Annotated in this window: 23 protein-coding genes; 12 read left to right on the top strand and 11 right to left on the bottom strand. The window is 71.2% G+C overall.

Annotation, left to right across the window (positions count from 1 at the left end; all coding sequences use genetic code 11):
* Window positions 1-24 precede the first annotated feature (24 nt).
* Window positions 25-375 (bottom strand): AEC family transporter, encoded by a 351-nt coding sequence (locus tag ACZ3H8_RS05240; RefSeq protein WP_467397558.1) that lies wholly within the window; start codon window positions 373-375, stop codon window positions 25-27.
* A 78-nt stretch (window positions 376-453) separates the two neighbouring features.
* Here ACZ3H8_RS05240 and ACZ3H8_RS05235 point away from each other — a divergent pair, with 78 nt between their 5' ends.
* The 3 genes from ACZ3H8_RS05235 (at window position 454) to ACZ3H8_RS05225 (ending at window position 3,953) form a co-directional block, all read left to right on the top strand.
* On the top strand, window positions 454-1,725 hold the full coding sequence (locus ACZ3H8_RS05235; RefSeq protein WP_467397556.1) for a Tm-1-like ATP-binding domain-containing protein: 1,272 nt from the start codon (window positions 454-456) through the stop codon (window positions 1,723-1,725).
* Between the two features lie 167 nt (window positions 1,726-1,892).
* Window positions 1,893-3,032, top strand: a complete 1,140-nt coding sequence (locus ACZ3H8_RS05230) for a baeRF2 domain-containing protein (RefSeq protein WP_467397552.1) — start codon at window positions 1,893-1,895, stop codon at window positions 3,030-3,032.
* Window positions 3,033-3,152: 120 nt separating this feature from the next.
* Window positions 3,153-3,953: a VOC family protein gene (locus tag ACZ3H8_RS05225; RefSeq protein WP_467397549.1), complete on the top strand. Its 801-nt coding sequence runs from the start codon at window positions 3,153-3,155 to the stop codon at window positions 3,951-3,953.
* A 57-nt stretch (window positions 3,954-4,010) separates the two neighbouring features.
* On the opposite strand, the gene ACZ3H8_RS05220 is transcribed toward ACZ3H8_RS05225, so the two are convergent.
* Complete coding sequence (locus ACZ3H8_RS05220) at window positions 4,011-5,441, bottom strand: dihydrolipoyl dehydrogenase family protein (RefSeq protein WP_467397547.1); 1,431 nt, start codon at window positions 5,439-5,441, stop codon at window positions 4,011-4,013.
* Window positions 5,442-5,559: 118 nt separating this feature from the next.
* On the opposite strand from ACZ3H8_RS05220, the gene trxA reads away from it, so the two are divergent.
* A complete protein-coding gene (gene trxA, locus ACZ3H8_RS05215) occupies window positions 5,560-5,952 on the top strand; it encodes a thioredoxin (RefSeq protein ID WP_356230838.1) in 393 nt (130 codons plus the stop codon).
* A gap of 63 nt (window positions 5,953-6,015) precedes the next feature.
* On the opposite strand, the gene ACZ3H8_RS05210 is transcribed toward trxA, so the two are convergent.
* From ACZ3H8_RS05210 to ACZ3H8_RS05200, 3 genes are all read right to left on the bottom strand, one after another.
* Window positions 6,016-7,200, bottom strand: coding sequence for a thiolase family protein (locus ACZ3H8_RS05210; RefSeq protein ID WP_467397543.1), 1,185 nt, complete (start codon window positions 7,198-7,200; stop codon window positions 6,016-6,018).
* Between the two features lie 153 nt (window positions 7,201-7,353).
* Window positions 7,354-7,623, bottom strand: coding sequence for a hypothetical protein (locus ACZ3H8_RS05205; RefSeq protein WP_467397540.1), 270 nt, complete (start codon window positions 7,621-7,623; stop codon window positions 7,354-7,356).
* A gap of 59 nt (window positions 7,624-7,682) precedes the next feature.
* Window positions 7,683-8,705, bottom strand: coding sequence for a LacI family DNA-binding transcriptional regulator (locus ACZ3H8_RS05200; protein WP_467397537.1), 1,023 nt, complete (start codon window positions 8,703-8,705; stop codon window positions 7,683-7,685).
* 87 nt (window positions 8,706-8,792) lie between these two features.
* Here ACZ3H8_RS05200 and ACZ3H8_RS05195 point away from each other — a divergent pair, with 87 nt between their 5' ends.
* Window positions 8,793-9,272 (top strand): type II toxin-antitoxin system PemK/MazF family toxin, encoded by a 480-nt coding sequence (locus ACZ3H8_RS05195; RefSeq protein ID WP_467397534.1) that lies wholly within the window; start codon window positions 8,793-8,795, stop codon window positions 9,270-9,272.
* Here the strand turns inward: ACZ3H8_RS05195 and ACZ3H8_RS05190 are convergent.
* Window positions 9,257-10,108, bottom strand: coding sequence for a TIGR02452 family protein (locus ACZ3H8_RS05190; RefSeq protein WP_467397532.1), 852 nt, complete (start codon window positions 10,106-10,108; stop codon window positions 9,257-9,259). The two genes, ACZ3H8_RS05195 and ACZ3H8_RS05190, sit on opposite strands and share 16 nt — an antisense overlap.
* 137 nt (window positions 10,109-10,245) lie before the next feature.
* On the opposite strand from ACZ3H8_RS05190, the gene egtA reads away from it, so the two are divergent.
* Genes egtA through egtD form a run of 4 tightly spaced genes read left to right on the top strand, consistent with a single transcriptional unit; the run spans window position 10,246 to window position 14,588 of the window.
* Window positions 10,246-11,520 carry an ergothioneine biosynthesis glutamate--cysteine ligase EgtA gene (gene egtA / locus ACZ3H8_RS05185; RefSeq protein ID WP_467397530.1) on the top strand — a complete coding sequence of 425 codons (1,275 nt, stop codon included), beginning with the start codon at window positions 10,246-10,248 and terminating at the stop codon, window positions 11,518-11,520.
* A complete protein-coding gene (gene egtB, locus ACZ3H8_RS05180; RefSeq protein WP_467397527.1) occupies window positions 11,517-12,827 on the top strand; it encodes an ergothioneine biosynthesis protein EgtB in 1,311 nt (436 codons plus the stop codon). The genes egtA and egtB overlap by 4 nt, the downstream gene beginning before the upstream one ends.
* Before the next feature lie 46 nt (window positions 12,828-12,873).
* Entirely contained in the window at window positions 12,874-13,629 is a 756-nt protein-coding gene (gene egtC / locus ACZ3H8_RS05175; RefSeq protein WP_467397525.1) for an ergothioneine biosynthesis protein EgtC, read from the top strand.
* Window positions 13,626-14,588 (top strand): L-histidine N(alpha)-methyltransferase, encoded by a 963-nt coding sequence (egtD, locus tag ACZ3H8_RS05170; RefSeq protein WP_467397522.1) that lies wholly within the window; start codon window positions 13,626-13,628, stop codon window positions 14,586-14,588. The genes egtC and egtD overlap by 4 nt, the downstream gene beginning before the upstream one ends.
* On the opposite strand, the gene ACZ3H8_RS05165 is transcribed toward egtD, so the two are convergent.
* From ACZ3H8_RS05165 to ACZ3H8_RS05150, 4 genes are all read right to left on the bottom strand, one after another.
* Window positions 14,483-15,352 (bottom strand): lysophospholipid acyltransferase family protein, encoded by an 870-nt coding sequence (locus ACZ3H8_RS05165; protein ID WP_467397520.1) that lies wholly within the window; start codon window positions 15,350-15,352, stop codon window positions 14,483-14,485. The genes egtD and ACZ3H8_RS05165 overlap by 106 nt on opposite strands.
* Window positions 15,349-16,182, bottom strand: a complete 834-nt coding sequence (locus ACZ3H8_RS05160) for a GNAT family N-acetyltransferase (protein WP_467397517.1) — start codon at window positions 16,180-16,182, stop codon at window positions 15,349-15,351. The genes ACZ3H8_RS05165 and ACZ3H8_RS05160 overlap by 4 nt, the downstream gene beginning before the upstream one ends.
* Before the next feature lie 180 nt (window positions 16,183-16,362).
* Window positions 16,363-17,631: an extracellular solute-binding protein gene (locus tag ACZ3H8_RS05155; RefSeq protein ID WP_467397973.1), complete on the bottom strand. Its 1,269-nt coding sequence runs from the start codon at window positions 17,629-17,631 to the stop codon at window positions 16,363-16,365.
* 100 nt (window positions 17,632-17,731) lie between these two features.
* Window positions 17,732-18,241 (bottom strand): extracellular solute-binding protein, encoded by a 510-nt coding sequence (locus ACZ3H8_RS05150; protein ID WP_467397515.1) that lies wholly within the window; start codon window positions 18,239-18,241, stop codon window positions 17,732-17,734.
* Between the two features lie 201 nt (window positions 18,242-18,442).
* Between ACZ3H8_RS05150 and ACZ3H8_RS05145 the strand changes: the two genes are divergently transcribed.
* Window positions 18,443-19,270, top strand: coding sequence for a GntR family transcriptional regulator (locus ACZ3H8_RS05145; protein ID WP_467397513.1), 828 nt, complete (start codon window positions 18,443-18,445; stop codon window positions 19,268-19,270).
* Between the two features lie 37 nt (window positions 19,271-19,307).
* On the top strand, window positions 19,308-19,583 hold the full coding sequence (locus ACZ3H8_RS05140; protein ID WP_467397511.1) for a hypothetical protein: 276 nt from the start codon (window positions 19,308-19,310) through the stop codon (window positions 19,581-19,583).
* Here ACZ3H8_RS05140 and ACZ3H8_RS05135 read toward each other — a convergent pair.
* On the bottom strand, window positions 19,580-20,170 hold the full coding sequence (locus ACZ3H8_RS05135; RefSeq protein WP_467397508.1) for a LysR family transcriptional regulator: 591 nt from the start codon (window positions 20,168-20,170) through the stop codon (window positions 19,580-19,582). The two genes, ACZ3H8_RS05140 and ACZ3H8_RS05135, sit on opposite strands and share 4 nt — an antisense overlap.
* 261 nt (window positions 20,171-20,431) lie before the next feature.
* On the opposite strand from ACZ3H8_RS05135, the gene hemC reads away from it, so the two are divergent.
* Window positions 20,432-21,367 (top strand): hydroxymethylbilane synthase, encoded by a 936-nt coding sequence (gene hemC, locus ACZ3H8_RS05130; protein ID WP_467397506.1) that lies wholly within the window; start codon window positions 20,432-20,434, stop codon window positions 21,365-21,367.
* Window positions 21,368-21,373: the final 6 nt, after the last annotated feature.

Raw genomic sequence — 21,373 nt, 5'->3', positions numbered from 1 at the left:
GCGGTGCTCGCCAGTCGCTGCCCGTCAGGTGAGCAGCAGGCCTACGGCGAACACAATGAGGAGGCTGGCCGCGAACACCGCGATGCCCGGGGTGGCCAGATCGGGCACCTGTGACCTGGACAGCGTCAGGAACAGCAGCGCGGGCATGGCGAACGCGAAGGCGAACCGCCCCAGCACGGTCTGCGCCTGACCGCCGAGCACATTGAACCGCCCGGCCGCCCAACCGACAGCGGTGATCGCCCAGATGGGCAGGAAGCCGGAGAGCACGGTCACGCGGCCGGCATGCCCGACGGCGATCATCGCGCCGCAACTGCCTCCGGCGGCCCGTGACCAGGTGCGGAACCGGCGTACCCCCCACTGCTCGTCCCGCGGCAAGTGCACACCCTCGGCCGAAAAGTGCTCATCCCAAATCAGGCCTTGTCACGCTCGGAATTGGCGCGAACATTAAGAGACATGGCGATCGTTGTGCTGGTGGGGACTCTGGACACCAAGGGCGAGGAGTACGGCTGGCTCCGGGACCGGCTGCTGCGGTTGGGTGTTGAGGTGGTGCTCATCGATGCGGGCGTCATCGGGGAGCCCCTCGTGCGGCCCGACATCCCACGCGACGCGGTGGCCGAGGCGGCGGGCGCCGACCTGGGACTGCTCCGCGAGGAAGGGGACCGCGGCGCTGCCGTGACCACCATGGCCCGCGGGGCCGCCGAGACAGTCCTTCGCCTGTACGCCGAGAACCGGCTGCACGGTGTGCTGGCCATCGGCGGCAGCGGTGGCACCTCGATCGCGACCAGGGCGATGCGGTCGCTCCCGCTGGGTGTGCCGAAGCTGATGGTGTCCTCGATGGCCTCGGGCGATGTCTCGCCGTACGTCGGCTCCACCGACATCACGATGATGTACAGCATCGTCGACATCGCCGGGATCAACACCGTCTCGGCACCGATCCTCGCCAACGCGGTGGACGCGATCACCGCGATGGCCAAGTCATTCGCGGCGGCGTCACGGGCTGTACGGCCGGCCGATCTCGGGGCCGGCGGCAGGCCACTGGTGGCCGCGACGATGGCCGGCGTGACGACACCGGGCGTCGACGCCGCCCGGGAGCGGCTCACCGAACTCGGATATGAGGTCCTGGTCTTCCACACCAGCGGCTCCGGCGGACGGACCCTGGAGTCACTCGCCGAACAGGGACTGTTCGCCGGCATCCTGGACCTGACACTCAGTGAGCTCGCCGACGACCTGGTGGGCGGCATCCTGACCGCCGGACCCGACCGACTCCGGGCCGCCGGGCGCAAGGGCATACCGCAGGTGGTGAGCCTGGGCGCCCTGGACATGGTCAAGTTCGGGCCGCTCGACACCCTCCCGGAGCGCTTCCGGGACCGCCAAGTCCGCGTGCACAACCCGTCCATCACCGTCATCCGCACCACCGCGGCGGAGTGCGCCGAGCTGGGCCGCGGCGTCGCCGCGAAACTGCGGGCCGCCACCGGGCCGACGGCGGTGTGCCTGCCCCGGCGCGGGCTCTCCACGCTCGGCGGCCCTGGAGGCCCGTATCACGATCCGCACGCAGACGACGCGTTGTTCACCTCGCTCCGTGACGGGCTACGGGGCAGCACGACCGAACTGCTCGAATTCGATACCCACATCAACGATCCGGCCTTCGGCCGGGCGGCGTCCGAAGAGCTGCACAGGATGATCACCGCGCACCGGCCCACCGCGAGCGAGGACCGGGTGGCGTAACCAGGTACCGGGGCCCGGGCGCGGCCGACGGATCGCACAGGCCGGATCCGTCACTGCCGCGATTGCCTTGATTTCTCCACAAAAGCTCGATTCCTCCATAAAGAGGGCTCTACCGGCACATCGTCGTAATCTGGTAGTACTCACCCTCCACGAGCCTGGGGGAGATCATGGAACTTGGTTTTCTCAAGCCGCTCTTCGACCGTCCAGGCCCCTGGGCCTCTGTGTACATCGACACCACGCGTGCGACCGAGGAGGCCCAGAAGCTGCAGAAGCTCCGTGAGCGCTCCGTCGCGTCGCAGCTCATCGACGCGGGCGCCGACGCCTACACCATCAGGGCGCTGATGGACAGGCTCACCCACGAGCCGGTCTCCGGGGCACCACCCGGCCGGGCGCTGTTCGCAGCGGGCGCCGAGGTAGTGCTCGACATACCGCTCAGCGTGACCCCGACCGTCATCGAGGCGACCTGGTCGGTCCTGCCGCACGTCGCGCCGCTGGCCGGCCTGCGGGGCGACGAGCCGTCGTGCCTGGTGGCGTACATCGACCGCACCGGCGCCGATCTGGAGCTGCGCGACGCGCACCGCCGCGAGGCCGTGGGGCAGGCGAACGGCAAGGAGCGGGGCCGAGGACAGCGCAGCGTCCCCACGGGCGAGTGGCACTTCCGGAACAAGGTCGAGAACAACTGGAACGAGACCGCCGACACCATCGCGGGCGAGCTCGCCAGGCAGTGGCCCGGCAGCGGCGCACAGTTGCTGATTCTGACCGGCGACTCCCGCGAGCGCAGGGCGGTGTACAACCGGCTGCCCGAGCGCATCCGGGCCGTCACCGTCGAGGCCGAGAACGGCAGCAGGTCCCCCGGTGCCTCGAAGAGCGTGCTCGACCGGCAGATCGCCCAGGCCTGCGAGGAGTACACGCGCGACCGGCTCCAGAGCGCCCTCGAGCGCTTCCGCATCGGACGCGGCAGGCCGGGCGAGCACCGCGCGGCCTCCGTCGACACCGGTCGCGGAGAAGCCGCTGAAGGGGTACCCGCCGTCGTGGACGCTGCCCGCAGCCACCAGGTGGCCACGCTGCTGCTCGCGCAGGACGCGTCCGACGCGGGCCGCGATGTGTGGATCGGACCCGGCGTCGACGAGGTCGCCGTGCAGCGCGGCCAGGCGCAGGCGATAGGCGTCGCCAAGCCCGTACAGGCACGTGCGGACGACGCCCTGCTGCGGTCCGCCGCGGCCGCCGACGCCGAGGTGCTGCTGGTTCCCGAGGGCATGCAGGGCCCGGCGGGCGGGCTGGGGGCAGTGCTGCGCTGGAGCCTCTGAATTGACCGGCCGCATGAGGTCCCGCATCGAGGGGCCTGCGCCACGCGCTCGGCGGGCGGGTTGGCCGTCAGCTGGCTAGCGTGGCAAAAGGGGACCACGCACCGAGCGGGAGGCAGAGCTATGGCCGTACATCCTGAGGGCACGCCGTGCTGGGCTGATGCGATGTTCACCGACGTGGAGGGCGCGAAGAGCTTCTACGGTGACGTGCTGGGCTGGACCTTCGGCGAAGCTTCGTCGGAGTACGGCAATTACACACAGGCGTACGCGAACGGCAAGGCGGTCGCCGCCGTTGTGCCCCCGATGCCGGGCCAGGAAGGCCAGTCGGCGTGGTGTCTGTATCTGGCCTCGCCGGACGTCGCCGCCACCGCCGCGAAGATCCGTGACAACGGTGGCGAGCTGCTGATGGAGCCGATGCAGGTCGGCGAATTCGGGTCGATGCTGCTCGCCCGCGATCCGAGCGGTGTCGTCTTCGGGGCGTGGCAGGCGGGTACGCACGAGGGCTTCGAGGCGAAGGCCGTGCCGGGCGCGTACGTCTGGGGTGAGGTGTTCACCCGGGAGCCCGAGAAGTCGGACGCCTTCTTCCCCGCCGTCTTCCCGTACAGCGTGCAGCGGGTGGAGGACGACGCGATCGACTTCAAGCTCTACAACCTCGGCGACTCCACGGTCCTCGGGCGCATGAAGATGGAAGACGCCGACTTCCCGCCCGAGGTGCCGCCGTACCTCAACGTGTACTTCACCGTCGTGAACTGCGACGCGGCGGTGGCGACGGCGACCGAGCGGGGCGGGGCGCTGCGGTTCGGGCCGATGGACAGCCCGTTCGGCCGGTTTGCGGCGCTGAGCGATCCGCAGGGTGCGGCGTTCTCCGTCATCGACATCAACACGACCAAGGGCGACATGCCCAAGACGTCCAACGCGTCCTGAGCCGATCGGAAGCGAGCCGGTCTGCACGTCATGCACGTGCAGACCGCGGTCGCTGCCTCAGCCTCGATACGACTCCAACAGACGCAACCACACCTCGCTGATGGTGGGATACGCGGGCACCGCATGCCACAGCCTGTCGACCGGCACCTCACCCGCCACCGCCACCGTGGCCGAGTGCAGCAGTTCGCCGACGCCCGGGCCCACGAAGGTGACGCCCAGCAGGATTTCGCGGTCGAGGTCGACGACCATGCGCGCGCGGCCTCGGTAGCCGTCGCCGTACAGGCTGGCTCCCGCGACCGAGGACAGGTCCTGGTCGACGGCGCGGACGCGGTGGCCCGCCGCCTCGGCCTCCGCGAGGGAGAGGCCCACGGCCGCCGCCTCGGGGTCGGTGAAGACGACTTGTGGGACGGCCGAACGGTCGGCGGTCGCCGTATGGGCGCCCCAGCGGTCGGTCTCCAGCAGCGGGACGCGCTGCGCCCTCGCCGCGATGGCGGCTCCGGCAATACGGGCCTGGTACTTGCCCTGGTGTGTGAGCAGCGCGCGATGGTTCACGTCGCCGACTGCGTAGAGCCAGTCGCTGCCCTCGACGCGGCAGCTGTCGTCGACGGGCAGCCAGGAGCCCGGTTCCAGCCCCACCGTCTCCAGGCCGATGTCGTCGGTCCGGGGGGCGCGGCCGGTGGCGAAGAGGACCTCGTCGGCCTCGATACGCTCGCCGTCTTCCAGTACGAGAGTGACGGGGCCGGCGCCGTTGGAGCGCTCGACGGACTTCACGGACGTGTTCGTACGGATCTGTGCGCCGCCCTCGGTCAGGGCCTCGGCGACGTGCTCGCCGACGAAGGATTCCATCCGGGGCAGCAGTCCCCCGCCGCGGACCAGCAGGGTGACCTGGGAGCCGAGGGCCTGCCAGGCGGTCGCCATCTCCGTGCCGACCACACCGCCGCCGACGACCGCGAGCCGCCCTGGCACGCGAGAGGAGCTGGTGGCCTCGCGGCTGGTCCAGGCCCTCGCGCCGACGAGGCCCGGGATGTCGGGCAGGACGGCGCGGCTGCCGGTGCACACGACCACGGCGTGCCGGGCGGTCAGGACGTGGTGCTCCCCCTCGGGGCCGTCGACGACGGCCTTCTTCGGGCCGTGCAGCCTGCCCTGTCCGCGGTAGAGGCGGGCGCCGATCGAGTCCAGCCAGGCGACTTGGCCGTCGTCCTTCCAATGGGAGGCGTATTCGTCTCGATGGGCAAGGACGGCATCGGCGTCGAGCGGCCCTTGTACCAACTGGCTCAGGCCCGGCGTGCGGCGGGCGTCGGCACGGGCGATCGCCGGGCGCAGCAGGGCCTTGCTGGGCATGCACGCCCAGTACGAACACTCGCCCCCGACCAGTTCGCTCTCCACGACCGCCGTGCTCAGACACGCCGCCCTCGCACGGTCCGCCACGTTCTCGCCGACAGGGCCCGCGCCCACCACCACGACGTCGTACTCCACAGGTTCTGTCATAGAGCCAGTCTGGTCCCGGGTGTGCGTCCTGGCCACATGGGCAGGGGCAGGAATAGCACGGCCCCAGGCACCGTTGTCGGGGGCGAGTCCGCCGGACATCAGGAAGAGGTAGCACGTCATGAGCACTGTTGAGCTCACCAAGGAAAACTTCGATCAGGTTGTCACCGACAACGACTTCATCCTGATCGACTTCTGGGCTTCCTGGTGCGGTCCGTGCCGGCAGTTCGCCCCGGTCTACGAGGGTGCCGCGGAGCGCCACCCCGACCTGGTCTTCGCGAAGGTCGACACGGAGGCTCAGCAGGAACTCGCTGCCGCGTTCGAGATCCGGTCCATCCCCACGCTGATGATCGTCCGTGACAATGTCGCGGTCTTCGCCCAGCCCGGCGCGCTGCCCGAGGCCGCCCTGGAGGACGTGATCGGTCAGGCGCGCGCGCTGGACATGGACGAGGTCCGCAAGTCGATCGAGGACGCGCAGGGCGCCGCCCAGGCGGAGACGGCGACGGAGGCCTGACGCGCACGATCAAGGCCTGACGCGCACGACCGAGGCCTGACGCAGGCTCGAAGGCTGTCCGGCTCAGCGCTCCAGGACCAGGGCGATGCCTTGGCCCACACCGATACAGAGGGCGGCGACGCCGGTTCCCGAACCGGCCGCCGCCAGCTGGTGAGCGACCGAGCCGGCCAGCCTGGCCCCTGACGCGCCGAGCGGATGGCCGATCGCGATGGCGCCGCCGCGCGGGTTGACCAGGGACGGGTCCAGATCCGGCCATTCGGCGAGACAGCCGAGCGACTGGGCGGCAAAGGCCTCGTTCAGCTCAAAGGTGGTCAGGTCCTCGAAGGTCCTGCCCGCCTTGGTGAGCGCCCGCCGTACCGCCTCCACCGGGCCGAGGCCGAAGAGCTGCGGCTCGATGCCGGTGACGGCGGAGGCACGGATCCGGGCGAGGGGCGCGCGGCCCGTCGCCCGCAGCCCTTCCTCGTCGACGAGAAGGAGCGCCGCCGCCCCGTCATTGAGCGGTGAGGAGCTGCCCGCCGTCACCGTGCCGTCCTTGCGGAACGACGGCTTCAGCTTGGCGAGCGCCTCCATGGACGTCGAGTCGCGGATGCATTCGTCGCGCGGCAGCTCCACTCCCTCGTACGCGACGACCTCACCGTCGTACAGCCCTTTGCCCCAGGCCTCGGCGGCCTTCTGATGGCTGGCGAGGGCGAAGGCGTCCTGCTGCTCGCGGGTGATGTCGTGCTTCTCGGCGATGAGTTCGGCGCTCTCGCCCAGTTGGACGGTCCACTGTGCGGGCATGCGCGGGTTCGTCATACGCCAGCCCAGCGTCGTCGAGTAGAGCTGCTGGTGGCCCGCGGGGAAGGCCCGTTCGGGCTTCTGCAGCACCCAGGGTGCGCGGGACATCGACTCGACGCCGCCCGCGATCACGATCGACGCGTCGCCCAGTGCGATGGCGCGGGCCGCCTGGATGACTGCCTCAAGTCCCGAGCCGCACAGGCGGTTGACGGTGACGCCGGGGACGGTGACGGGCAGGCCGGCGAGAAGGACAGCCATGCGGGCGACGTCGCGGTTGTCCTCACCCGCGCCGTTGGCGTCACCGAGCACGACGTCGTCGATACGGGCCGGGTCGAGCTCCGGGGCACGGTCCACGAGCGCCTTGACGACATGCGCCGCGAGGTCGTCGGGCCGTACGGAGGAGAGCGCGCCCCCGAACTTGCCGATCGGGGTGCGGACGGCATCGACAATGTAGACGTCGCGGATGCTCATCAAAACTCTCCCAGGCTTGGCCGTGCGTACAGCGTTGTTCACTTGGTGAACCAACGTTCACCATTGGCCCAGCCCGAGTCTCTGCCGGGTGTCGGCCCATGTCAACGGCCACTGTCGACGGCCCGGAGAGGCACCCATGCGGAGAAGTCGCCGTCAGCGGTCTGCCACGTCGAGGACCCGCACGGAGAGTCCGTAGTCCAGCTCCGACCCGTCGACGAGCAGCGCCTCGACCGTACGCGTCGCAGGGTCGATGTCGGCCACCACACCCTCGCCCTCATAGCGCGGATAGCCGGAGGACCCGCGCCGGCCCGTGGCCTCCACGACGGCGGAGCGGATGGCGCTCTTGGCCAGGGAAGCGGCATCGCGGCCCTCGACATGCTCGGGCACCACCAGGATCTCGAAGCGCTGCGGGTCAGTACTCATGCAAGTGACGCTAGACACGCACCGCCCGGCCCGCATGTCGTCAGAGCGGCGCCCCCGGGTCAACTGGACTCGCGGTGGAGGGCCCGCGCCCCCATCAGGCCGTGCCGCTCCGGCTCGGCGCCCGGCTCGCGTACGACGCGGTCGACGAGTTCGGCCAGCCGCTGACCGGTCGCCATGTCGATCCGCACGGTGCTGAGCCGGGGCCGCAGCAGTCTGCCGAGCAGCAGATTGTCGGCGCCCACCACTGCGGTCTCGCCCGGGACTTGGATGCCCGCGTCCTGGAGAGCGCGCATGAGCAACATGGCGTGCTCGTCGTTGTACGCGTAGACCGCGTCGAGGCCGAACTCGCGCCAGCGGGCGGCGAGCTGGGCCGCCGACTCCTCGTCGTACGACAGGGGAAGCGGCTCGATCCGGGCGCCGGTGCCCGCCGCGGCCCGCCGGGCGCCCACCAGACGGGGGTCGGAGAAGAGCTCCAGGCCCGGCTCCTGCGGCATGACCACGCCGATGGCGCGCCGGCCGCGCCCGACCAGGTGGGTCACCGCGCAGCTGCCGATCTCGCTCTGGTCCATGACGAGGGAGTGCGCGCCCTGGACGCGGTGCGGGCCGAGGGTTATGACGGCTTTCGCGCCGGAGCGCTTGAGGACGTCGACACCGTGCGGGGTGAGCGCCACCTCGCCGAGCGAGACGACCGCGACGGGACGCAGCTCGGCCCAGGCGCGGGCGGCCTCGTCGCCGTCGAGGCCGAGGCTGCCGTACTGCACGACGGTGTAGTCCAGGCGGCGCAACGCCCGCTGGAGCTCGTTGAAGAAGCGGCTGTAGAGCGGGCCGACCGGGACATGGGCGGTGGGCAGCAGCACCATCCGGGTGTGCCCGGCGCGCAGACTGCGGGCCGCGGCGTGTGGCACATAGGCGAGCTCCTCGGCGGCCTCGCGGACGCGCCGGCGGGTGGGCTCGCTGATCCGTACGGCCGAGGTGTTGTTGAGCACGTACGAGACGGTGGCTCGGGAGACTCCGGCCAGCCGGGCGACGTCGGCGCTGGTCGGAACGGGGCGTTCTGCGGATTGCTTGGGTGTCTGGCTCATCGCCCTGGGCATCTTTCCAGACCAGTTCCGCACGGGGTCTTGAGGATGGCCTGAAACGAGTGCTGGACGGTGTCCTACCGTGAGGCGGTGACATTCTTCCCCCGTGCATCCGGTGCACCAGACGCCTACGACGGCCCCTTCGACCTGCCCGGCAGTAGCGGCCCCGCGGCCACCACCGAGGCCGATCCTGTCGAGGTGGGCCCGGTCCGCACCTCGTACGCCCCGGACCGCGACGGCGATCCCGACCCCGGCGAGATCGTCTGGACGTGGGTGCCGTTCGAGGAGAACGACGGGCGGGGCAAGGACCGTCCGGTCCTGGTGGTGGCCCGCGAGGAGGCCGGCACGCTGCTCGCCGTGCAGCTCTCCAGCAAGCGTCACGACCGGGACCACGAGTGGGTGCCGATCGGCGTCGGGCCGTGGGACCGGGCCGGACGCGAGTCATGGGTCGACCTCGACCGGGTGCTGCGGGTACACGAGGACGGCATGCGCCGCGAGGCCTGCGCGCTCGACCGGCCCCGCTTCGACGTGGTCGTGCGGCGGCTTCAGGAACGCTACGGCTGGAGCTGACCGAACGGCTGGAGCTGACCCGCGAAGGTCCGCCGGAAGGCCCCCAGCGTGGTCGCCCCGGCCGTGCGGTCGAGGACCGCGAAGACGATCTGCTCGAAGTGGCCGGCGAACCGGCCACCGTCGGTGAGCAGTGTGTGGAAGGCGCCCGCTACCGCCGCGGGGTCGTTGCGGAAGACCCCGCAGCCCCAGGCTCCCAGCACGAGGCGCCGGTAGCCGCGCTCGGCCGCCGTCTCCAGGACGCGCTCGGCGCGGGTGGCGATGGCGGCCGGGATGCGGTGCGCCTGGTCGGGGGTGCGGCTGGTGATCACCCCGGCGTTCGGCGCGGGCGAGGTCAGGAATCCCACGGTGTACGGAGCGTCCAGGAGCCGTCCGCGGTCGTCGCGGAAGACCGGGACGCCGGGAGAGTGAATGACCCGATCGGTGTAGAACGGGCTGCGGTCTGCGCGGTGGTGGTCGTAGAACTCGGGGGCGCGCAGCAGCGTGGCGTACAGCGCCGAGGCCCGGCAGAGCGCCTCCTCCTGGGCCTGTGCGCCGTTCAGATAGCCGCCGCCGGGGTTGCGTGCGGAGGCGAAATTCAGGACAACGACGGGTGCCGCGTCCGCGGAGGTGAGCCGGCGGGCGGCTTCCGTGCTGCTCTCGCCCGTGACCTCGAAGGACGTCGTACGGTCCGTGTCCGCGGTGACCTCCACGGCCTCGGGTCCGTACATCGTCGTGCCCGCCAGCGCGGCGGCCAGCTCCCGCCCGATCTCCACCTTCCGACCGTCGAATGCCAGGTAGTGGCCCTTTTCAACGATGTCTTCGGTCTGCTTCGCGATCCCCCGCAGTCGTGCACTCATGCCGGACATCGTCCTCACCGGCCGCAGCCACGGCAATCGATTTTCTTACGTCCCGCGGACATCATGAGCACTCTTGTGCGAACCAGCGGGCGTGGCTTTAGGTTGGCAGAGTGCCTTCGCGACTGGAGGAGCAGAACATGCACCCACCCGATACCGGCGACTTCGGCCGGCCGATCGACCTGGATGAAGCGGAGGACCTGCTTCGATGTATTTGCTTCAAGAACGGCCCGCCCCGCACCGTCGGCGTGGAGGTCGAATGGCTCATTCATGAGCTGGAGCGGCCCGAGCGCCCCGTCCCCGCCGACCGCATCGCCGCGGCCCACGACCAGGTACGTTCGCTACAACTGAAATCGGCCCTCACTTTCGAGCCAGGCGGCCAGCTGGAGCTCAGCTCTCCCCCCGCCGCCTCCTTGATGGAGTGCATCGACTCCACCGCCGCCGATCTGGACGCCGTACGCGCCGCGCTCCGCCCGGCAGACCTCACTCTCACCGGACTCGGCCTCGACCCCTGGCATCCGCCGCGCCGGCTGCTCCACGAACCCCGCTACGACGCCATGGAGGCGTATCTGGACCGAACGGGTCCGGCCGGCCGCGCCATGATGTGCACCTCAGCCTCCATCCAGGTGTGCCTGGACGCGGGCGACGAGGAGCCGGGACCCCTCGGGTACGGCAGACGCTGGCAGCTCGCGCATCTGCTGGGCGCGGTGCTGATGGCGGCGTTCGCCAACTCGCCTGCACAGCAAGGGCGTTACACCGGCTGGCGGTCGACCCGGCAGGCCGTGTGGGCCGCGCTCGACGACGTACGGCCCCTGGCGCCGCCGCTGGACCAGGAGCCGCGCTCGGCCTGGACCGCACATGCGCTGGACGCCCCGGTGATGTGCGTCCGGACGGCCGAGGGGCCGTGGGAGCTGCCCGACGGCCTCACCTTCCGCCAGTGGCTGCGCTCGGGGAATCTGCGTCGGCCGACCCGGGAGGACCTCGACTACCACCTGACCACCCTCTTTCCGCCCGTAAGGCCGCGTGGCCATCTCGAGCTGCGCATGATCGACGCCCAGTCCGGCGAGGACGGCTGGCTGGTGCCGCTCGCCGTCACCACCGCCCTGTTCGACGACGCCGAGGCGGCGGAGACGGTCTATCGCGCCGTCAAACCGCTCGCGGAGTACGCCGGTTCGCAGCCGGCGCCGCGCAATCCGCTCTGGGTCAACGCCGCCCGGCACGGGCTGGCCGATCCCGAGCTGCACGCCTCGGCCGTGACCTGTTTCGCCGTCGCCCTGGAAGCACTCCCCCGCATCGGCGCGTCCGACGCCGTGCTGGGGGCCGTCGCCGCATTCAATGAGCGCCATGTCCTGCGGGGCCGATGTCCCGCCGACGATCTGCGCATCTCCTCCCTCGGGAAGGAACTGAGCACATGACCGAAGACCTCCGGCGCCGCGCCCTCGATGCGCTGACCGCCGCCAGAGCCCGTACGGCCACGCTCACCTCGTGCGTCGACGACCATGAACTGACCGCCCAGCACTCTCCGCTGATGTCCCCGCTGGTCTGGGACCTCGCCCACATAGGCAACCAGGAGGAGCAGTGGCTGTGGCGCACCGTCGCCGGGCGTGAGGCGCTGCGGCCCGAGATCGACTCCGTCTACGACGCCTTCGAGCATCCACGTGCCCTGCGGCCCACCCTGCCGCTGCTCGCCCCTGCCGAGGCACGCGTGTACGCATCCGACGTACGGGGCCGGGTCCTCGACGTCCTGGACCGCACCCCGTTGGAGGGCGGGCCGCTGGTCGACGCCGCCTTCGCCTTCGGGATGATCGCCCAGCACGAGCAGCAGCACGACGAGACCATGCTCATCACCCACCAGCTGCGCAAGGGCCCGGCCGCGCTCACCGCGCCCGAGCCGCCGGCCGGCAGCGCGCGCGGCCTGCCTGCCGAGGTCCTGGTCCCGGGCGGCCCGTTCACCATGGGCACATCGACCGAGCCGTGGGCGCTGGACAACGAACGGCCCGCACACCAGCGCGTCGTGCCGCCGTTCTTCATCGACACAGTGGCGGTGACCTGCGGCGCGTACCAGGCCTTCATCGAGGACGGCGGCTATAGCGACCCCCGCTGGTGGGCGGCCGATGGCTGGGACCAGATCCGACAGCACGACATCGGCGCACCGCTGTTCTGGCGGCGCGAGGGCGGGCAGTGGCTGCGCCGCCGCTTCGGGGTGAGTGAGCCGGTGCCCGACGACGAGCCGGTGCTGCATGTGAGCTGGTACGAAGCCGATGCGTACGCCCGCTGGGCGGGGCGGCGACTGCCCACAGAGGCCGAGTGGGAGAAGGCCGCCCGCCACGATCCGGACTCGGGCCGCTCCCGCCGCTTCCCGTGGGGCGACGAGGATCCGACGCCGGCGCACGCCAACCTCGGCCAGCGCCATCTGCGGCCCGCCCCGGTGGGCAGCTATCCGGAGGGTGAATCGGCGCTCGGCGTACGGCAGTTGATCGGCGATGTGTGGGAGTGGACGTCGAGCGACTTCCTGCCCTACCCGGGCTTCGCCGCCTTCCCCTACCGGGAGTACTCCGAGGTGTTCTTCGGCAGTGCGCACAAAGTGCTGCGCGGCGGTTCGTTCGCCGTCGACGCGGTGGCCTGCCGCGGCACGTTCCGCAACTGGGACCTGCCGGTGCGCCGGCAGATCTTCGCCGGGTTCCGCACGGCGCGGGACGCGGCGCCCGGGGAGGCGTCGTGAGCGCGCCGCTGCCGGGCCGCCGGCTCCGCCGAGGGGGCGAGTGCTGATGTGCCGCCATATCGCCTTCCTCGGACCCGAACTGCCGCTCGGGCAGCTGCTGGTCGAGCCCGCCCACGGCCTGTTCCGGCAGTCCTGGGCGCCTCGTCACCAGCGGTACGGAACCGTCAACGCCGACGGATTCGGCGTCGGCTGGTACGCCGACGGCGATCCGGTGCCGGCCAGATACCGGCGGCCGGGCCCCATCTGGGCGGATCTCTCCTTCGCCGATCTCGTCCGGGTGGTCCGCAGCGGGGCCGTGCTCGCTGCCGTCCGCGACGCCACCGTGGCCGGCGCGGACGGTGAGGCGGCGGCCGCGCCGTACACCGCCGGGCCCTGGCTGTTCAGCCACAACGGCGCGGTCAGGGGCTGGCCCGGCACGCTGGCTCCGCTCGCGCGGTCGCTGCCCGCCGCCGAACTGCTGTCGCTGGAGGCGCGCTGCGACTCCGCGCTGTTGTGGGCGCTGGTGCTGCACCGGCTGCGCGACGGCGACGAGCTGGGCCAGGCGCTGGCCGACACGGTCCGCGAGGCCGCCGAGGCGGCGCCGGGATCGCGGCTCAATCTGCTCCTCACCGACGGCGAGACGATCGCGGCGACGGCGTGGGGCGACACCCTCTGGTATCTCGCCGAGCCCGGCCGCCGCACGGTCGTGGCCTCCGAGCCGTACGACGACGATCCCCACTGGCGCGAGGTTCCCGACCACACCCTGCTGGCCGCGACCCGCACCGATGTCCTGCTGACCCCGCTCAAGGAGCCCACTGCGTGAGCCCGTTCCTGCTGACCCGCACCCTGCCCGAGGACGCCACGGACGCCGCTCTGCGCGCCGATGTGCTGCACGGGCTGACCCGTACCCCCAAGGAACTGCCGCCCAAGTGGTTCTACGACGCCCGTGGCAGCGAGCTCTTCGAGGAGATCACCCGGCTGCCCGAGTACTACCCGACCCGTGCCGAGCGGGAGATCCTTGTCGCCCGCGCTTCCGAGATCGCCGCCGCGAGCGGTGCGCGCACCCTGGTGGAGCTGGGCTCGGGATCCTCCGAGAAGACCCGGCATCTGCTGGACGCACTGCCCGCGCTGCACAGTTATGTGCCGGTCGATGTGAGCGAGAGCGCGCTGACCGGTGCGGCCGAGGGGCTGCTGGCCGAGCGTCCCGGGCTCAATGTCCACGCTCTGATCGCCGACTTCACCCGCGGTCTCGCGCTGCCCGGCACGCCGGGACCGCGGCTGGTCGCGTTCCTCGGCGGCACCATCGGCAATCTGCTGCCCGCCGAGCGCGCGGTGTTCCTGCGTTCCGTGCGGTCGCTGCTGGACCCCGGCGACGCGCTGCTGCTGGGGACGGATCTGGTGAAGGACGAGGAGGTCCTGGTCAGGGCGTACGACGACGCGTCGGGGGTGACGGCCGCGTTCAACAAGAACGTGCTGTCCGTCATCGCCCGGGAGCTGGGCGCGGACGTCGACCCCGGCGACTTCGATCATGTGGCTGTGTGGGACCGGGAGCAGGAGTGGATCGAGATGCGGCTGCGGGCGCGCTCCGCGCTGACCGTGAAGATCCCCGAGCTGGATCTGGCGGTGTCCTTCGAAGCGGGCGAGGAGATGCGTACGGAGGTGTCGGCGAAGTTCCGTCAGGAGGGCGTGCGCAGGGAACTGGCGGCTGCTGAACTCGAGTTGACGAAGTGGTGGACGGACACGGAGGGCAGATTCGCGCTGTCCCTCTCGACGGCCAGCTGAGCGGCGCGGGCCAGTGAGCGGCGGTCGGGGTGGCTCCCCGCGGGGATGGGCGACAGCAGCCGGATCTCCGCGGTGAGCCCGCCGGCCGCCACGACCCGCCACAGGGACGCGGCCAGCGGGTCCTCCCCGACGAACGCGGCAGCTCCGGTGGGCAGATAGTTGATGCGTACGGGCTGGACGGCGGCGTCGGCGTCCAGCGCGGCCTGGAAGACGGCGTGCCGGAAGCGGCCCTGGGCGCGGCCGCACCAGGTGGAGCCCTCGGGGAAGGCGATGACGCGGGCGCCGCTGCCCAGCGCGGACGCCATCTCGCGGACGGTGGCGGGCAGTGTACGGAGCCGGTCGCGCTCCAGGAAGAGGGTGCCGCCCCGGGCGGCGAGCGGCCCGAGCACCGGCCAGCGCCGGACCTCGCTCTTGGCCAGCATCCGACCGGGCAGGGCCGCCGCGATCAGCGGTATGTCCAGCCAGGAGATGTGGTTGGCGACGACGAGGGACCCCCGGGGGCCGTACGGCCGGCCGACGACCCGTATGCGTACGCCGAAGGCGCGTACCACCGCACGCGCCCAGCAGCGGGTCATGGCGTCCCGCACCCGGGTGCCGAGGAGGGCGCCGAGCAGTACGGCCACCGGCACGAGGAGCAGACCGGCGAGCACGGCCAGCGTCCCGGCCAGCAGCCGGGCGGCGGCCGTGAACGAGCCGGCCGCCGGTCCGTGGTGTGTCGCGCAGCCCCCCGGGGTGCAGGGCGCGCTGGGCAGCCAGACGCTCATCGCGCGGGGGCGAGGGAGAGGAAGTGCCGCAGGTAGCGGGGGTTGGTGCGGCGCAGTGAGAGCAGCACGTACAGGTCCGCGACGCCGAAGTCGGGGTCGTGGGCGGGCGCGCCGCACACCCAGGCACCGAGCCGCAGATAGCCGCGGAGCAGGGCGGGCAGCTCGGTGCGTCCTTCGGGGCGGGTGACGGAGTCGGGGTTCCAGAGCTTGTGGGGGGTGACCCAGTACTCCTCGGGGGCGAGGTTCTTGGCCTTCACGGTGTCCCAGGTGGCGGCCGCGAGTGTGCCGCCGTCCGCGAGCGGGATGGAGCAGCAGCCGGCCAGCCAGGTGTGGCCGGTGCGGGTCATGTAGCGGGCGAGCCCGGCCCAGATGAGGGCGATGACGGCCCCGTTGCGGTGCAGCGGGTGGACGCAGGAACGGCCGACCTCGACGAGGTCGTCGCGGATCGGTGCCAGACGGGTGAGGTCGAACTCGGTCTCGGAGTAGAGCCGGCCCGCCACCTTGGCGCGCTCGGGCGGCAGCACCCGGTAGGTGCCGACGACCTCGCCGGTCTCCGCCTCGCGCACAAGGATGTGGTCGCAGTACGCATCGAAGGCGTCGATGTCCAGACCCGGCTCCGGGCCCTCGAGCCTGGCGCCCATCTCACCGGCGAACACCTGGTGGCGCAGACGCTGCGCGGCCCGTACGTCGTCCTGGTCCCGGGCGAGGGAGACGACGTAGCGGGGCTGGTCGCCCTCGGCGAGCGGCGTGGGGGCGGGCGCGGGCGCCGAGAACTGCGCGGGGAGGGAAGCGGTGACTGGGGCGGGGACGACAGTTGGCGATGCGGGCATGACGCTCTCCTGTGCCGGACGGTAGGGGGCGGACCGCGGGTGCGGCGGCCCGGCTCCTTACTTCTTCCGTGGTCGGCTGGATTCGACATGACAGCCCGGCGGAGAGTGGATGTGCGAAGGCTGAATGCCGGGGAATGCGGTGCCATGAAGGGAGCACGGAGGGTAGCGGGGGCGGACGGCTCAGTGAGGCGCGAGGGCCTCGGTGATGCGCACGGATGCGATCCGCGCCGCGCGCCTGGGCTCCTTGCCCTGCAGAACGTCCGTCATATAGGGCTTGATCGGGTTGTCGGCCTCGACATCGGCCCACTGCGGCGAGTTGGGCGTCGCCCTGCCCCGCGCGGCGCCGGCGGCCATCGCCGCGGTGCTCTCCTCGCCCTCGATGACGCCCGCGAGGGTCGTCTTGTTGGGTACGTAGTGCATGGTGCGGGCGAGGTCGGTCTGCCATTTCTCGCCCGCGAGCGCCTTGACGACCTCGATCGCGGCGGCCCGCTCGCGCGCCATCTCGGGCACGATCAGATCGGAGCCACCGGTGAAGACGGCGCCGGGCGCGGCGGCCGTCTTGCCCGGTACGGGGAAGAAGCCGAGCTTGCCCTGGAGATCGGGGTTGTTCTTCTCGATGAGGGTCGCGGCGCTGGGCACCGCGATCATCTGGGCGACATTGCCCCTGGCGAAGACTTCGGCCTGCGGCGGGGTCTCCTCGTCCGCGTTCTTGGGCCCGCTGCCGTGCGCCTGGAGCTTCTTGTAGAACGCCATGCCGCGCAGCGCCGCCGGGGTGCCCAGCGTCCCCTGCCATTCGCCGCCCTGGTCGACGGCGAGTTCCCCGCCCTCGTCCCAGATGAAGCCGGCGAGGGTGTACCAGTCCTGGCCGGAGAGGTAGATGCCCTGTGTGCCGCCGCGGTTGAGTCTTTCGCAGTCTTTGAGCCACTGGGCGCGGGTTCTGGGCGGCTGTGTGATCCCGGCGTCGGCGAAGAGGTCCTTGTTGTAGATGACGACGCGGTTGGCCGCGTACCAGGGAATGCCGTACTGCGAGCCGTTGATGCTGCCCGGTTCGGCGAGTCCTGGCAGCCATTCCTCGTTGCCGAGGTCCCGCACGGATTCGAGGGTGAGGTCCCGCAGTGCGTCGCTCTCGGCGTACTGGGCGACCTGAGTGTTGCCCACCTCGATGACGTCCGGCGCCTTCTCGCTCTCCAGCGCGGCGGTGACCTTTTTGCCGATGCCGGTCCACTCCTGGAAGGTGAACTCCAGCCGTACGGAGGGATTGTCCTTCTCGTAGGCGGTGGTGAAGCGCTTCAGGAAGTCGTCGGAGACGCTGTCCTTCATCAGCCAGATCCGGACAGTGCGGGTCTCGGTCCCGCCCAGGACGCCGCAGCCGCTGAGGGTGAGCGCGGACACGAGTACGACGGACACGATGACGGACAGGTTGTGGGAGCGCTTCTTCACGGAGGTCACCTTCAGCGTGGGAGCACGGGAGTGTGAACCCGACATGGGGGGAAGCGCGCTCCGCGCTCGCACGGGTGTGACCGGAGTTTGGTCTGTACCAAAGGACCGGTCAAGCCCCGGAAGGTGTGACGGGGTCCGGCCGCGGGGCGGACGCACACCTGGCGCCCGCCCCTCGAAGCGTGATCACTGGCCGGGGACGGTGTCCTCGAAGGCCGTTCCGCCCGCCCGGTTCGGCGAGGCCGGGCAGCCAGTCGGCGCCCTTGAGCTCCTCGACCTTGCCGACGAGGTCGGTGACTCCGCCGCTCGCCGCGTACCGCGCGACCTGGGTGTTGCCGACCTCGATGACGTCCGGGGCGTCCTTGCTGGCCAGGGCGGCGGTGACCTTCTCGCCGATGCCGTCCCACTCCTGGATCTGGATGTCCAGGGCGGTGCCCTTGTGCTGCTGCTCGAACTCCTTCTTGAACCGCTGGAGATAGGCGTCGGAGACGCTGTCCTTCATGATCCATACGGTGAGCCGGCTGCCGCCGTCCGCCGAGTCGGAGCTGGACGGGGAGGTGCTGCAGGCGGTGAGCGCGGTGGCGGCCGCGAGTGCCGCGGCAGCGGCGATGAAGCTCCTCACTCAAGTCACCTCGGGAGATAGCTAACCAATTGGTCAACTGGCAAACGAGGTGGCTAGAAGGTGGCATGGACCAATGTCATCGTCAAGTGCCCTGAAAACATGGGCCGTTCAAGGAGAGGATGATGAGCCACTGGTCAGGTTGTCGTTTACCATCTGACCAGTTGTCGATGGTGTGGAGCAGAGAGGCCAGGTGCCAGGTCCATGGGGAGCAGCTCTTCAGGTGCCGTACTGAAGCGGGAGCGGGTCAGGGAGTTCCTTCTCGCCCTGGTGGAGGACCGCCGGCCCGGCGACGCCATCCCCTCCGAACGCACCCTCAGCGCCGAACTCGGCGTCTCCCGGCCCACCTTGCGCGCCGCCGTCGACGAACTCGTCGCCACCGGACAGCTCGTACGCGAACACGGCCGCGGCATGTTCGTCGCCCCCGCCAAAATCACCCAGGAACTCGTGTCCGACGACGCCGCGTTCGCCGTGCCGCGGGCGTCGGGCGCCTGGTCGAGCACCGTGCTGAAGCTCGCCACCATCCGGGCGGGGGCCCGCATCGGCCGCAAGCTGCGCGTCTCCCCCGCCGCCGAGCTGGTCTACATCGCCCGGCTGCGGCTGGTCGACGGTGCGCCGATGGCCATCGAGCATCTGCACATCCCGGCCGAGCTGGTCCCCTCGCTCACCCCGCAGGAGCTGGAGGCCGGTGATCTCTACGACCATCTGCGGGAGCACCATCGGGTGTACGTCGACGAGGCGGTGCAGTCCATCGAGCCGACCGTCGTCAACGAGGCCGAGGCCGCCGTGCTCGACGTGCCGGTCCTCTCCCCCGCCTTGCTGGTGGAGCGGCTGACCACCGACACCGCCGGCCACCCCGTCGAGTACGTCCACTCCGTCTACCGCGGCGACCGCTACCGCATCGTGTCCCGGCTCGCGCTCGGTACGTCAGTGCCGCATCCACGCCCGGAGGGGCACCACCCCGGCATCCCGCCGGGCGACTTCGCGCACGGCGACATCATCAACTCGTCGACGACGGGCGACGCGTACTGAGACGTCTGCGCCCGGCATCTTCGGGCACCACGCGGGCGTGGCGGGCAATGGTGTCGAGGAAGGCGGTGATGAGCGGATCGGGGTGGGGGCGGGTGTAGGCGGTCAGCAGGCGGCGCACCGGCGGGTCCGGGCGCAGCAGGTGCCCGCCGAAGCCCGGCGGGACGAGGTTCGCCGGGACCAGGGCGGGGCCGAGTCGGCGGCGAGCAAGGGGGCGGCCGCGGTCTGCTCGGTGCGTACGGCCGTACGAGGCTGGAATCCAGCGGCGGCGCAGGCCTGGTCGAGGACTTCTGCGAGGCCGTTGCCAGGGGCCTAGTGCACCCAGTCGCGGTCCGAGAGCGCCGCGAGCGCCACCCGGCCAGGCTCGTCGGTGGCGGCCAGGTCGTCGTCGGCGACGACGACCACGAACTCCTCCGTTCCCAGCTCCCGTACGGGACCGCCCCACGAGCCCGGCGCGGGCCCGACAGCGAGGTCGGCACGGCCCGCGGTCATCGCGTCGACGAGGGCGTCGGTGTGGGCGAACTCCAGCAGCCGGATACGGACGTCGGGGTGCTGCTCACGCCAGGCGCGCAGGACCGGCGGCAGCACGCCGAGCGTGACCGAGTACACCGCGGCCACCTGGATCTCACCGCCGTCGAGGCCGACGGCACGGCGGGCAGCGGTACGGGCCCGCTCGGCGTCGGCGAGTGCGGCGCGGGCGTGCGGCAGCATGGCACGGCCCGTCGGCGTCAGCCGGACGGCGCGTGGCAGGCGTTCGAGCAGGGGGCCGCCCGCATCCCGTTCCAGTGCGCGGACCTGGTGGGACAGGGCGGGCTGGGAGACGTGCAGAAGCTCGGCCGCGCGGGTGAAGGAGCCGGTGTCGATGACAGTGACCAGGTATTCGAGCTGCCGGAGTGTTGCCATGACCAAGGGCTATGGCAGCGATGGAAGACAAGCCCTGGACGTATGGGTGGCGGGCGCGGAGCACCTGGCCGACGAGGACGCCAATCGCCGTGGCCGCACCGCGCGGCCAGGCGTCTTCGACCACCTGGTCCCACGGCCGTGTCCGACCCGCACGGCATCCCGCACACCCGCCCGAATGGCCCAACCTCCTTGCCGCACCGCCGAGATGGACGTTGGGCCTGGTGGAGGGAGTTGCGAGTCCGAGCCTCTATGGTGGATGCCATGTCCACCCCTGAGCTGATCCGCATCGTCTCCCGTGACTCGCCCATGGCGCTCGCCCAAGTGGAGCGTGTGCGCGCCGAACTGGCCGCGCTCCACCCCGGCATCCGCACCGAGGTCGTCCCGGTCAAGACGACCGGGGACAAGTGGATGGGCGACCTCTCCCTGGTCGAGGGAAAGGGCGCGTTCACCAAGGAGGTGGACGCCGCCCTGATCGCCGGGGAGGCGGACCTCGCCGTGCACTGCGTCAAGGACGTGCCCGCCGACCGGCCGCTGCCCGCCGGGACGGTCTTTGCCGCCTTCCTCAAGCGCGACGACATCCGCGACGCCCTCATCCATCCCGCGGGGCTCACTCTCGACGAGCTCCCGGCAGGGACGCGAATCGGCACATCCTCCGTACGCCGCAGGGCCCAGCTCGCCGCCTCCCACCCGCAGCTCGAGTGCGTGCCGATGCGCGGCAACGCCAACCGCCGTCTGGACAAGCTCGCCCACGGCGAGGCGGACGCGCTGCTGCTGGCCGTCTCCGGCCTGGAGCGCATCGGCCGCACGGATGTGATCGCCGAGGTCCTCACGCCCGAGGTGATGTGCCCTCCGATCGGCGCGGGCATCCTGGCCCTCCAGTGCCGCGAGGGCGACACCGACGTGATCGACATCGTCAGCGGCCTCGGTGACCCCGACGCCCACCGCGAGGCCACGGCGGAACGTATGTTCCTCCACGTTCTCCAGGGTCACTGCAACAGCCCGATCGCCGGTTACGCCAAGTCCGAGCGCAGCGGCGATCTCTCCCTGCGCGCCTGCGTGTTCACGCCCGACGGCAAGACGGTCCTCAACGCGCACGAATGGGCCGGCCCTCTCGACCCGGCCACCCTCGGCACCTCCGTCGCCGTCACTCTCCTCCGCCAGGGCGCACGAGCGTTGATCGACTCCATCGCGCACTGAACACCG

The sequence above is a fragment of the Streptomyces sp. NPDC002868 genome (assembly GCF_055563295.1).
This window is presented reverse-complemented; position numbering and strand designations above follow the sequence as displayed.